This is a genomic window from Streptomyces sp. NPDC005263 (assembly GCF_042872365.1).
GTDB lineage: Bacteria > Actinomycetota > Actinomycetes > Streptomycetales > Streptomycetaceae > Streptomyces.
In genome coordinates this window covers 14,313-26,064 of the sequence record NZ_JBIAKJ010000015.1, presented here as the reverse complement: position 1 = coordinate 26,064, position 11,752 = coordinate 14,313, and the positions used below count along the sequence as shown (strand labels likewise).

At 68.1% G+C, this 11,752-nt stretch carries 13 protein-coding genes and 2 pseudogenes; 5 read left to right on the top strand and 10 right to left on the bottom strand.

Annotation, left to right across the window (positions count from 1 at the left end):
• The first annotated feature begins 607 nt into the window (after positions 1 to 607).
• Entirely contained in the window at positions 608 to 817 is a 210-nt protein-coding gene (locus ACFYRY_RS39885) for a hypothetical protein (protein WP_389157510.1), read from the top strand.
• Positions 818 to 900: 83 nt separating this feature from the next.
• On the opposite strand, the gene ACFYRY_RS39880 is transcribed toward ACFYRY_RS39885, so the two are convergent.
• From ACFYRY_RS39880 to ACFYRY_RS39860, 5 genes are all read right to left on the bottom strand, one after another.
• A complete protein-coding gene (locus ACFYRY_RS39880; RefSeq protein WP_389157507.1) occupies positions 901 to 1,350 on the bottom strand; it encodes a hypothetical protein in 450 nt (149 codons plus the stop codon).
• A 43-nt stretch (positions 1,351 to 1,393) separates the two neighbouring features.
• On the bottom strand, positions 1,394 to 1,795 hold the full coding sequence (locus tag ACFYRY_RS39875; protein WP_389157504.1) for a cupredoxin family copper-binding protein: 402 nt from the start codon (positions 1,793 to 1,795) through the stop codon (positions 1,394 to 1,396).
• A 38-nt stretch (positions 1,796 to 1,833) separates the two neighbouring features.
• The gene (locus tag ACFYRY_RS39870; RefSeq protein ID WP_389157501.1) at positions 1,834 to 2,391 is read right to left on the bottom strand and encodes a hypothetical protein; all 558 of its coding nucleotides are present in this window, start codon (positions 2,389 to 2,391) and stop codon (positions 1,834 to 1,836) included.
• Between the two features lie 820 nt (positions 2,392 to 3,211).
• Positions 3,212 to 3,415, bottom strand: a complete 204-nt coding sequence (locus tag ACFYRY_RS39865; protein ID WP_389157498.1) for a hypothetical protein — start codon at positions 3,413 to 3,415, stop codon at positions 3,212 to 3,214.
• Positions 3,412 to 3,864 (bottom strand): DUF262 domain-containing protein, encoded by a 453-nt coding sequence (locus ACFYRY_RS39860; RefSeq protein WP_389157495.1) that lies wholly within the window; start codon positions 3,862 to 3,864, stop codon positions 3,412 to 3,414. Before ACFYRY_RS39860 ends, ACFYRY_RS39865 begins: the two co-directional genes overlap by 4 nt.
• 268 nt (positions 3,865 to 4,132) lie before the next feature.
• On the opposite strand from ACFYRY_RS39860, the gene ACFYRY_RS39855 reads away from it, so the two are divergent.
• Positions 4,133 to 4,513: an AQJ64_40280 family protein gene (locus ACFYRY_RS39855; protein ID WP_389157492.1), complete on the top strand. Its 381-nt coding sequence runs from the start codon at positions 4,133 to 4,135 to the stop codon at positions 4,511 to 4,513.
• Between the two features lie 33 nt (positions 4,514 to 4,546).
• On the opposite strand, the pseudogene ACFYRY_RS39850 reads toward ACFYRY_RS39855, so the two are convergent.
• Positions 4,547 to 5,125 (bottom strand): annotated as a pseudogene (locus ACFYRY_RS39850) (transposase); the annotation flags it as partial.
• Between the two features lie 26 nt (positions 5,126 to 5,151).
• On the bottom strand, positions 5,152 to 5,451 hold the full coding sequence (locus ACFYRY_RS39845; protein ID WP_389157489.1) for a putative quinol monooxygenase: 300 nt from the start codon (positions 5,449 to 5,451) through the stop codon (positions 5,152 to 5,154).
• Positions 5,452 to 6,027: 576 nt separating this feature from the next.
• Between ACFYRY_RS39845 and ACFYRY_RS39840 the strand changes: the two genes are divergently transcribed.
• Positions 6,028 to 6,852 (top strand): SDR family oxidoreductase, encoded by an 825-nt coding sequence (locus tag ACFYRY_RS39840; protein ID WP_389157486.1) that lies wholly within the window; start codon positions 6,028 to 6,030, stop codon positions 6,850 to 6,852.
• Between the two features lie 168 nt (positions 6,853 to 7,020).
• The gene (locus tag ACFYRY_RS39835; RefSeq protein ID WP_389157483.1) at positions 7,021 to 8,058 is read left to right on the top strand and encodes a hypothetical protein; all 1,038 of its coding nucleotides are present in this window, start codon (positions 7,021 to 7,023) and stop codon (positions 8,056 to 8,058) included.
• Positions 8,059 to 8,308: 250 nt separating this feature from the next.
• Here the strand turns inward: ACFYRY_RS39835 and ACFYRY_RS39830 are convergent, their stop codons facing one another.
• Positions 8,309 to 8,857 (bottom strand): TetR/AcrR family transcriptional regulator, encoded by a 549-nt coding sequence (locus ACFYRY_RS39830; protein WP_389157481.1) that lies wholly within the window; start codon positions 8,855 to 8,857, stop codon positions 8,309 to 8,311.
• Positions 8,858 to 9,435: 578 nt separating this feature from the next.
• On the opposite strand from ACFYRY_RS39830, the pseudogene ACFYRY_RS39825 reads away from it, so the two are divergent.
• Positions 9,436 to 9,585: pseudogene (locus tag ACFYRY_RS39825) on the top strand (VOC family protein); the annotation flags it as partial.
• Between the two features lie 34 nt (positions 9,586 to 9,619).
• Here ACFYRY_RS39825 and ACFYRY_RS39820 read toward each other — a convergent pair.
• Both ACFYRY_RS39820 and ACFYRY_RS39815 read right to left on the bottom strand, forming a co-directional pair.
• A complete protein-coding gene (locus ACFYRY_RS39820) occupies positions 9,620 to 10,555 on the bottom strand; it encodes a DUF5996 family protein (RefSeq protein ID WP_389157478.1) in 936 nt (311 codons plus the stop codon).
• Positions 10,556 to 11,017: 462 nt separating this feature from the next.
• Complete coding sequence (locus ACFYRY_RS39815) at positions 11,018 to 11,701, bottom strand: NADPH-dependent F420 reductase (protein ID WP_389157475.1); 684 nt, start codon at positions 11,699 to 11,701, stop codon at positions 11,018 to 11,020.
• Positions 11,702 to 11,752 lie beyond the last annotated feature (51 nt).

The following is an 11,752-nucleotide window of genomic DNA, read 5'->3' as shown; positions in this document are numbered from 1 at the left end:
CGGTGCGCTCCAGGTAGGGCGGCGCCGACGTACCGCATGGCGGCCGCGCCCCTGATACCGAAGAGCCGCCTGAGCTTGAGCGGCTCGCCGGTGGCGAAGGCTTCTTCGAGAGGTCGCGGAAGATCAGGCGCTCGCGCTTGAGTGCACGGATCAGCAGCGCGAGACGTGCGCGCACGCGCCCGAGGGCCCCGCCCCATCTCCGGGCTCCCCTCTCGTTTCCCTTGACCCGTTGACGTTGCCGGTGACGTGTGCCTGCGATCACTCGCCAAGTCGAGAACGGTACGTGGCTGGGGCCATGCCTCGCGCACGTCGGAAGGCACGGCTGAAAGCGTGCGGAGAGACGTATCCGACCGCACCGGATATGGCGCCCACCTACGAGCCACTCCCCCGCTTCACAGCCGACGTCCAGCATCTCGCTCCGTCCAGCGCCAGCGCTTCCGTCGCGTCGCCCTGGACGCCTTCGTTCCCGACCTGCGCCCCGGCTGCCAGTTCCGCCCGGGGGTACGGGATACCAGCGGGTTCGAGGGATCTGGACGGCGTTCTCGTGAGAACCCACTGGGGGCGTGGTGTTCTCACCAAGGGTGCCGCGCGGGTTCGGTTTCGGCGCGTGCGCCACGATGGGACCTCCGAACGGCGGATGGGGGCGTTCATCCAGGAAGCACTCAGCAACACCCGCAAACACGCCTTGGCCACCCGATGGGCCGCCGTGCTTCTGGACTACGGTCCGCACTCACTTCGGGGCACCGTGACGGACGATGGGCGTCCCGGCGCGGCGAAAGACCCGGGCACCGGCCATGGGCTGATCGGCAACGGCTGACGTCTCGGCCGCGACAGGCCCCTCGTACGCTGCGCGTTCACCAGGCGATGTCACCAGGCCAGGCAGCCGCAGAAGCCGCCTCCTCAGTGCACGCGTCTGCCCTGGGGGCGGACGAGCAGCAGGTACAGGGTGGCGAGCACGGCGACGGCCTGGGCCACTACGGTGGCTTCCTTCTCGCCGTACCAGACGGGTTCGTACATGTTGGGGATCGGTCCCAGCACGCCGACGTCCACGTAGCGGTACACGAGCAGGAGCGCGAGCCCGCCGACCGCGACCAAGGCCGCGAAGAGATCCCCCGGAAGCCGGCGCCAGACAAGGACGAGCAGCGCGGCCAGCGCCGCGAGGGCCGCCTCTATACGGAAGAGAGTGCCCTGGCTGATACTCGACGAGATGACGTCGTATCGCTCCGCGAGATGAGCGTGCAGGTATGCGTCCACGGCGAGACCGGCCGCGGCGAGCACTCGAGCGGCGCCCCGCAGGAAGTGGCCGGCACTGCCTCGACGGGTGGGCGGGGCGGTGGGCTGTGGGGACATGGCAGGTCTCCATTGTCGCCGCTGGACGGACCCTTTGCCGGGCTCACTCGACGGTGAGCGTGCCTTTCATGAACGGGTGGATCGTGCATGAGTAAGGGAAGTCGCCCGGCTTGGACGGTGCCGTGAAGGTGGCGCTCTTACCGGGGGCGATGTCCCCGGTGTCGAAGGAACCGCCCTTGGACGCCGTCAGGGTGTGCGTGGTCGTGTCGTTGTTGACGACGGTGACCTTCGCCCCGGGAGAGACGGTCAGGGAAGCAGGCTGGAACTTGAAGTCGTTGATCGTGACCTGCGTCCCACCACTCCTGGAGGGACTGGTGGCCGAGTCGGTCGTACTGTTACCGCCGCTGCCTCCCCCGTTCGAACATCCGGCGAGGGTTGTCAGAGCAAGTGCGCAGGCCGTGGCCGCGGCGAGCCGAGCCGCGCCGGTGGAGAACGAGAACGGCATGGAGCCTCCGAGCACTGGTGGGCCGGACCGGCTGAAGGTCAATAGCCGCCGTCGTTGGTCTTGGGCTTGGTGGTGATCTTCTTGCCGTCGGGGTCGACGACGAACCACTTGGCACCGAACGCGTCGACGTCCTGCCCGTTGGCGTCGCCGGCCTTCTTGTCGGCTGCGAACCGGTACAGCGGGTGCCCGTTGTAGGTGACCTGCTCGGAGCCGTCGTCCCGCTTGGCGGTCTTGAGCAGGTCCTTCTTCAGTCCCTTGCCCGCGGTCGGTGTCGACTTGACTGTGAACGGCGGCCACGCCTTGGCACAGTCGTCATTGCACTTCGACTTGTCCTTCGTGTCCTTCTCGAAGAGGTAGAGGGTCCGGCCCTTCTCGTCGACCAGCATCTTGCCGTAGGTGCCGTCCTTGACGTCGACCGCGGGGCCGGCCGACGAGGTCGCCGCAGGCACCACGTTTGTCTCGAAGCTGTCAGGCGTGTTGCCGGTCTCCGTGCCGCTTGCGCTGCCCTCGTCACCGCCGTTCGAACACCCCGCCGCCGCGGCGGCGACAGCCAGGGCGGCAACCAACGTCGTGGCCGTCCTGATGTGCCGTTTCATGAGGGTCTCCTTGATCGTCGGCCGCCCCGTGGGTAGCACGCGGCCCACCGCACATTCGGGGCCGCTGATCTCAGTGCACCTCAGGGCCGACGGACCGACCAACCGACCGCGTCCGTTCGGAGTGCGGTTGCGTCAGACGGCCGCCCGGACGGTGGCCGGGCCGGTGTTGTGGTCAGTGCGAGGGAGACGCCGAGCGTGCCCCTTCGGCCCGCTCGTCCGGGTCGGCCAGGACGCAGACCTCAGACGGAGGAGTCGAGCGGGTTGGCAGCAACCACCGGTCGGCGCTGAACATCTCCGACGTCTGCCGCAACCACCGGCGCTCTGCCGGCCACGTGGCCTTCGACCGCATCCCCCTCGGCCTGCTCCGGCGTCGTCACCGGGCCCGGCTCCCCGCGATCTCCTTGGCCTTCACCGGTCCCTTGCCCGCTGAGCTCGCTCCGGAGAGACGTCGGTGTCGATCTGGTCCTGCGTCGATGCGTGGCCGGCCTGTCGCTGGAGCGTCAGTCCGAGGTGGTGTGTTCGGGGGCATGAGCATGCAGACGCGCGTTCCGGGATGGCGTACCGAACAGCTGGGCCTTGTCCTGAGGGATGCTCAGGTGCACGTCGCGACCGTCGTCGTCCGGCATCGGGGTGATGAAGACATTCCACGGAATGGGGATGGGCGGATATTCGAACCAGAAGGGCCGCCCACTGCCGAGGTCCGATCCGGTACATCGGAGACCGACCCACGTTGTTGATGGACACGGGGAACGCGATCTCCGGGCAGGAAGTTGTCGGGCCGTTCGGACACGAGGCCCAGGTGGGCAGTGTTGTGGCGGACTCATACGTTGAGGTTGCTGTCGATCTGCCGGCGGTCGTCGTCGAAACCCTCGCGGGCGCAGCGGGCCAGCAGGAAGGCCTTGATGAAGCGTGATGGGGCGGCGGAGTCCCCCTCCCCCCCCCGGTCGGTGGCCAGTTCCCGCAGCATCTGCTGCCACTGGGTAAGGAGGTCCACAGCGGTCAGGCGGGCGCCGCGGTCGTTCATCGTCTCGAACATCCGGTAGCCGTGATCGGGGCTGGCCGCCCGGATCCCGACCAGGACCACCCGGTCCAGGGATTCGATCTGCTGACCGCGTGCCCACAGATTGCGGCGGTAGAGCGAATGGTGTCTGCGCGCTCTTGTGCCGCAAGCCGCAGTTGCAGGAAGAGCAGGAGCAGCGTGACGAAGCGCTGTTGCCCGTCGACGAGGTATCCCCGGTTCTTGACGGGCTCGTAGTAGACAAACATTCCCAGGAAGTACTGCGGTGCGGTGTGCGGGCGGCGCAGGTAGAACGGGTTGGCGGACCAGTTCCGGAACGATCCGCACAGATCCCGCAGCAGCGTACGGACTTCGTCCTCGCCCCAGGTGTAGCCGCGCTGGTAGTAGTCGATCGCTGAAACGCCTCCCTGTAGGCCAAGTTCCGCTCCGGACAGCTGGACTTGGCCCCAGCGCACGACGGCGAATACCTCGTGCTCGAACTGAAGAACATGTCCAGCCCTAACTGATCGTTGCAAAATGAGATCGCGGTGTCGACTGGTGATCTGCGGCGATCCGAGAGGGAGGGCGGACAGTCGGGAGTGTTCGGTCCGTGTTCGTCCGGCTCACGCAACCTGCGCAAGCGCTGGGCAGTCCTACCGGATGCCGAGATCGGTATACGGGCCTTGCCGATGTGCGGGCGCATGGGCAGAGAACAGGCATCCGAACGCTTGACTGAGGAGAGGGATGGTGGATCTGAACACCCAGGTGACCTGGGTCGACGCACGTGAAAGACTGCCGCGGGACGGTGTACCGGTGGCAGCGGCGATCACGGGCCGGTACCCAGCCGACAGCGCTGAGTCCGAGAACGCGTTGGAGGAGGCGTTCTGGCTGGTAAGGCCGATGTACTTCACGACTCGGCACTTCAGTGAGGACGGAACGGAACACAGGGATTGCTTCGTCGACTCCGACGGATATGTCCGTCTGCCCTACGGTCTTGCCGACGATGACACGGTGACTCACTGGGCTGAGCTGCCCACCCTGCCGGGCAGGACGACACACCTCGTTCTCGGGGAAGACGTGCAGCCGGCGCTCCAGAACGCGTGGCGTGCTCGCCCTGGCACCTGACACACATCCCGTTTCGGGCACTTACTGATCATTTCAAGATGAAGTTCGCATTCGTCGCAAGCAGATGATGCTGCAGGCGAGTTCGAGTAGGCCCTGATGGAGGTCAGCGTGTCGCTCGTAACGGATGCGGAGTCGCTTGAACTGGTGCAGCCAGTGCGAAGGCGCGCTCTACCACCCAACGCGCCTTCCCCAGCCCGGAACCGTGGGCGACGGTACTTGTCGAAGTCGTAGCCGCAGTCGGCGTACGGGCGCCGGGGCCGGCGGCGCGGGCGCCCACGCAGACCCCGAATCGGCGGGACGGCGTCCAGTAGCGGCAACAGCTAGGTGACGTTGTGGCGGTTGCCGCCGGTGAGCGTAACGGCGAGCGGGGTTCCGTGGCGGTCGACGGTCAGGTGGTGCTTGGAGCCGGGGCGGGCGCGGTCGACAGGCGAGGGACCGACGTGGTCCCCCCTTTCAGAGCCCGGACGTGCGAGCCGTCGACGGCGCAGTCGCCCAGGTCCAGCGAGTCCGTGCGGCGCAGTTCGGTCAGCAGGGCGGAGTGCAGGCGTGGCCAGACGCCGGCCTCGTCCAGTCCCGCAGCCGACTCCAGGCCGTGACTCCGGAGCACCCTACGGTCTCGGCACGGCACGCAGCCGCGGTTAGATACCGAGACCGCCCGCGACGTGCGTCTCCTGACTAGTGAACTCACCTGTCAGTAGCGGCATAACCTTGCCGATGGAAGCCTTCGCCTCGGGCAACTGCAACGACGCGTCGTGATGCTCTTTGCTCTCCCACACCTCGCTCACCCACACGGTGTCTTCGTCAGTGGCCGATTCGGTCACGACGTAGAGATGGCATCCCGCTTTGCGCAGACCGTCAGCGCCGGCGACCAGTACAGCGACCACCTCCGCGCGGTGACCGGGTTTGACCTTCATCGAACCGATGTAGCCGTAGCGCATGACACTCCTCTTAAGTCACGAACGAGACGCGTCCAGGAGATTACCGGACGCACGTTCGAAGGTGCAGCAGTGCTGCGGATGCCCGCGCTCACGTCACGCGAACCCTGCAGTCAGGGGCGGAGCAGCAGAGTAAACGAGGGCGTCCGCACCATTGCGCCGATCACGAGCAAGTTCCTCACCCAGGGCGACAAGGACGGCGCACTGCCGACCCTGTACGCGACAACGCAGGACATTCCCTGCGCGAGCTACGTCGACTCCGACGGCCGCGGCGCACCGAAGGGCGCACCGCCCCTCACGGGTCGCCGACCGCGGCCGGCGACCTGGTGGCCACCCGTCGCCTATGGACGGCGCCTGAGGAGCCTCACCGGGGCGAGCTTCCCGCAGGAGATCCAGGCCCTGAGCCGAGAGTCCGTTTCCAGGTGACGTCAGCGCAAGGCCGCCGACCGTGGGGCTGCGGGTCGGTGCCGCCGCTAGCCTTCACAGCCGACTCGAAAGCGGGACGTTCATCCCGTATAGTTAATCGGGATGTCCATCCCGTTTGCGGATGGTCGCCCATCCCCACCGGAGGTTTACGTCATGAGCAAGGTCTGGTTCATCACCGGTTCGTCGCGCGGCTTCGGTCGCGAGTTCACCCTCGCCGCCCTGGAGCGCGGCGACCGGGTCGCGGCAACCGCCCGCAACACCGACTCCCTGAGAGACCTGGTCGCCGCCCACGGCGAGGCGATCCTTGCGCTGACCCTGGACGTGACGGACAAGGCCGCCGCCGCCGAAGCCGTCCAGCGGGCACACGCACACTTCGGCCGCCTGGACGTCGTCGTCAACAACGCCGGCTACGGCCTGTTCGGCGCCGTCGAGGAACTGACCGAGCGGCAGATCCGCGACCAGATGGAGACCAACTTCTTCGGCGCCCTGTGGGTGACCCAGGCCGCGCTGCCCCTGTTGCGCGAGCAGGGCAGCGGCCACATCGTGCAGATCTCCACCATCGGCGGCGTGACCACCTACCCCAGCCTCGGTGCCTATCACGCCTCCAAGTGGGCCCTGGAAGGACTGACCGAGTCCCTCGCCAAGGAAGTCGCCGCATTCGGGATCAAGGTCACTTTGGTCGAGCCCGGCGGCTTCGCCACCGACTGGTCCGGTGCCTCCGCCAGCTTCGCCGAGCAACTGCCCGTCTACGACGGGTTGCGCGCGGCCCTGGCCGAGGGCTGGCGCGACGCGAAGCTCGGCGACCCCACCGCGGTCGGACCGGCGCTTCTGAAGATCGTCGACGCCGACACCCCGCCCCTGCGCGTCTTCTTCGGCACCGACGGACTGGACATGATCCCCCACGTCTACGCCGAGCGCCTCAAGACCTGGCAGGACTGGGAAGACGTCTCCGCCCTGTCTCAGGGCAACCCGACCTGAACCGAGCGGCGGTATGCGTCTGGCCGTGGACCCTTACCGGTAGGGACGCCAGTCACAGCGGGGGCAGCGGCGCGCGTCGCCAGGCACGAGCACAGCAGCGCATCCCAGGAGCGGGCCGACCGGGCCCCCCGTCCCACACCACCGAGGCCCACTGAAGGAGCTCCCGTCATGCCCACCACCAAGCGTCGCGCACTGATCATCATCTCGTCCGGCCGCCAGCTGCCGCTGATCGAGCCGGCCGAGGTCAAGTCGATCTCGACCGGGTTCTTCCTGGTCGAGATGGCTCAGGTGCTCAAGGAGTTCGAGAACGACTACGAGTTCACCTTCGCCACCCCCGACGGCAACGCCCCGCAACTCGACATCAACGGCATGGCCCTGTCCGTGCACTCCATCGAGAAGACCGGCGCCAAGACCCTCCCCCTGCGCATGCAGCAGCGCCGCCGCTCGTTCGACGTCACCAGCTTCCGGCAGCGCCACCCCGAGCTGGTCGCCCGCCGCGAGCAGGAAGTCCGGCTGCTGGAGCGGCACATCGGCCGGATCCCGGTCTCCGGACTACTGCCCAACAGCGAACCGGAGCTCGCCGAGTACCGCCCCGAACTGATCCGCCGCCTCGACAAGCTGCCCGAGGCCACCTTCCACTCGCTGCAGGAACTCGTCCAGCGCCACCGCGACCCGGCCGACCCGTTCACCCTCGCCGACTTCGACTTCATCCACACCCCCGGCGGTCACGCCCCCATGGTCGACTTCCGCGACAACCCGTGGCTCGGCGAAACCCTCCACGTGGCCCGGGAGAACGACCTCACCATCTCGCTGATCTGCCACGCGCCCATCGCGGTGACCTCCACCCGCCAGCGCATCGACGCGCAGGGCGCCGCCTACTCCGTGAAGGACAACCCGTTCCTCGCCGCCACCATCTCGACCGTCCCCAAGATCGGCGAGCGGTTCGCGCTGCGGTTCCTCTACCCGCGCGTCCCGGGCAAAGCGACCCGACTGCCCTATTTCGTCGACGTGGCCATCAAGGAAGCCGGCTTCACCGTCGCGTCCTCACCCAACATCTCCGCGCCGAAACTGGCCTACGAGCCGTCCGTGCGGCTGCTGACCGGCAACGGCCCACAGGCCATCGACCAGCAGACCGCAAAACTCCGCAGCATCCTCACCCACAGCCCCGCTGCCCGCCGGACCAGCGGCAAGCACGCGAGCGCGTAGCCACGACCACATGTACCGACCAGACAGCCAACGACACGGGCGAACAGACGGAACGGGTACGGCTGGCGGCCCGGCCCGACGACGAGCCACTGCGGACCTACTGACCACCGCCGCACCGACCTGTACACAGGGGTCCCAGGCCGCGTCCCGCGCGACGACACACTCATCGCGCCCCGCAACTGAACCTCGCGCTCACCGCTTCCGGCACGGCTCCCCTCGGTCCGTTCCTCGGCGCGGTCGGCTGACGCCGCTACCGCTGGGCGCGCAGCCCCGCGCACGCCAGGTCGATCATGCGCTTACGCGCCTCCGAGTCGGGACCCCGCTGCTCCCGGGCCAGACAGCCGACCATGAGCGCCTTGACGTCGGCAGGCACGACGTCCGGCCGCACGGCGCCGGCTTTCTGCGCACCGACGAGCAGCTCCTCTTCCACGGCCAGCAGATTGTGCTCGGGGGCCAACGCCACCGAGTGGACGTCGAAGCCTGTCCCGCTCATCGCCTGCGACAGACCGAGATTGACCGCGCTGTACTCGACCATCAGGGCGAAGAACTCGTAGAACGCTGCGCCCGGATCACGGGTCGCGGCCAGTTGCCGGGCGCGGTCGACGATTTCGGCCACCAGATGCAGCACGATCGCCTCGTACAGCGAGTCCTTCGTCGGGAAATGCCGACTGACCGTCCCTGTGCCCACACCGGCCCGCCGGGCGATCTCCGCCACCGGCACCGACAGCCCCTCGGCGGCGAACGTCTCCAACGCCACCTCCAGGACACGCTTGCGGTTGCGCTCGGCATCAGCACGCATCAAAGACCCTCAGACTTCCGACCAAGCGGGACAACTGTCCCGATTGTAGTGGACCGGCCTTCCGAGTGCTGCTGGTGCCTGCGCCATGCAGCACGACGGCGGTGCCCCTGGACGGATCACCGCCGTACACACCGCTGAGTTGTTCACCGTCGTGGTCGTGCGTGATGTCGAAGAGGACGCCCCTATTCACTCACGCCGTGGCCTCCGTTCTTCGAGAGCGTCGCCGCAAGTATCCGACCCTGGTCTCCGCTCTTCGAGCGGCGGCTGAGGTCGGCGGCGTACTGCGCGCTGGGGGCGCCCGCGGCGGCGGCCCAGCCAGTGGTCGCTCCGATGGAGATGCCAAGGATCTCACTGAGGACGGCGGGGGCAGCTGCGCTGCGAGGTCGATCAGCGCGCTGTTGCGTCCGCGCCGGGAGAGCAGGCCGTAGGACGCGAGACGCGTGCGCAGTTGGCGGGAGCTGCGGTGACGACCCGGGTGGGTGCCGGACAGGAGCCAGGGGTGACGGTCTTCGGGGCGGCGTCTGTCATAACCATGGCGAGACCTCCTTGTCGTCCGGCCGAAACCGGTACCGAGGGGTGCCAAAGGAGCCGAGTTCCTCACCCCGCCCATCGACCGGCGCGCCGAGCTGCGCCGCTACATGCGCGACCCGGATGGCTACCTCATCGAGGTCGGCCAGTCCATGGGCCTGCTCAAGGGCATCCTGGCGCGCACCGATACCGAAGCCTGACCACTGCACCGCGCTGCACTGCTGACCGAATGCGTCAGATGCGACGGACCGGGTCCGTGATTCCGCCGGGGCAGTCAAGCGCCGCGATGTCCCATCCGGCGCGTCCGGCCCCGGCCTGGTAGGCGCTTTCGTAGAAGGCGAGCACGGCGGCACGTGGATCAGCCTCGGCGCGGGCCGCGTCGTAGCGCAGCACGGCCAGGTGGCTGTCGCCGTGCGCGACCCACCGTGCGGACGCCGGGCTGAGCGGCGCTTCGGCCAGGCCGGCGGGCTCGGGGGCGGTGTACGAGTAGAACGCGGGCTCGGCAAAGGTGTCGTCGCCGAACCAGAAGCCGAAGCTGATCACTTCCGAGGAGTACGCCTCCCGGGTGACGGGGTCGGCCTGCCTGGGCTGGTCGACCCGGCGCCCGGAGTACCGGCTGTGGGCGATGTCGAAGGTGTGCCAGAAGTGGTGCACCGGGCTGGCCTTTCCGGAGAAGCCCGCCGCGAACTCCTCCAGCACGGACGCCACCTGGCTCAGCACCCGCCAGTAGCGGTTTGCGGCCACCGGGTCGTAGGTCGCGTGCTCGGTGTCCTCGGCGAACGGCCGGTCGGCGTCGGGTAGATCGAAGGGCCTGGGAACAGCGATGTTCACCCGGACGCCCAGCGCGGCCAGAGCGGCCAGGGTCTGGTCGTAGAAGGACGCGACGGACTGGCCCGGAAGCGGAAAGGACCGCTCTTCGCCGTCCATCGTCATGACGGCGAGCCGGTGATCGACGAAGTCGAAGTCGACCGTAAAGATCGGATTCCCGTCGCCCTGACCCATCGGACGGGTGGTGATGCCGCGCCCAGTGACATGGAACGGGACGTTCCACCAATGGTTGCGCCGGGCGCTCGCGGCCAAGCGGATCTTGCCGACAATCTGCGCGAAACGGTGCAGCGTCTCCTTCGTGTCCCGCCACTCCGGCAGCGGCGCCGGCGGGAACAGCTCCATAGCCTGCCCCTTCCCGCCCGGCGCTCCCGCAGCGGCCGGGCCGTCTCATCATGACCCCGCAGGGGACATCCCGCACGCCGCCGAGGGAGCGATTCAGCCCAGCCGCCGCACGGGCCGCCACCCAGGTCCCGCCGTCGTCCGGCCAACGGCGGGACGCGGGCGGGCCACGTCATAGACAGTCACGGGCTCATCCGACCCGACGCCAGTGACACCCAGCTCCCCCGAAGCCAGGGCCCTGGTTCCGACGTGCGTGGCCAGGTTCCGCCTATCGTGTCCAGGCTCACCTGTCCCGGCTCACCTGTCCCGGCTCACCTGCGCGCCAACTGTCGCGCCCGGCCGCCGACTAGCGTGCTCGAGCGCCACCTATCGCGTGACGCACGAGGCCTGTGGTGCAGGCCGGCCCTCGCACTATCCCGTGAAGGGGCGGAGCGAGGGGCGCACTTGGCGCGGGGCTAAGAGCTCCTATCGAAAAGCCTCTTCGGCGATTTGTGGTTCCTCGTCTTTCGGTCCGGCGGCATAGGCCAGCGGGGGTGCGATGGCTTGGGCATCGGCTCCCTCGCCGACCCATAGCCCGATGAAGAGTGCCGCGGTCGCTTCCAGGAGTCCCGCTCGTTCGAGAGAGCCGGCGGCCACGGGTTCGCAGCCGGCATGCCGCACCAACTGGTGCACGAGTGCGAGAGCTGTTTCGTCGTCGCCGCAGACCGGAACAGCCAGGCGCCGCCCGTCAAAGATGGGCGGCGACATACGCCACACATCCTCATGGCAGAGATTGAACGCCTTGACCACATGAGATCCCGGTGCCGCCGCGGCCAGTTGCTGTGCGGCTGAGAGGCCGCTCCGGGTCAGCAGCCGGAAGCCTGGACCGACCGGATTGGAACAGTCGATCAGCACTTTGCCCTCCAGGACCGCTCGCAGTTCCTGCACCACGCTCGTCCCTGTGCCGAAGGGCAGCGCGGACAGCACTACCTGACCGAACTCAGCCGCCGCACGCAGACTGGCGGGCTTCGCGCTGCCCCCGAGGCGCGTCGCGAGCCGCTCCGCCTTGTGCATGTCCCGTCCTCCGATGGCCACGTCGTGCCCGGACCGGACCCAGTGCGTGGCGAGCGCGTCCGCCATGTTGCCCGTGCCCAGTACGCCGATTCTCATCACGCATTTCCTCCCAGGGCCTGTTTAGGTCGTTCGCAAAGACGCTAGAGG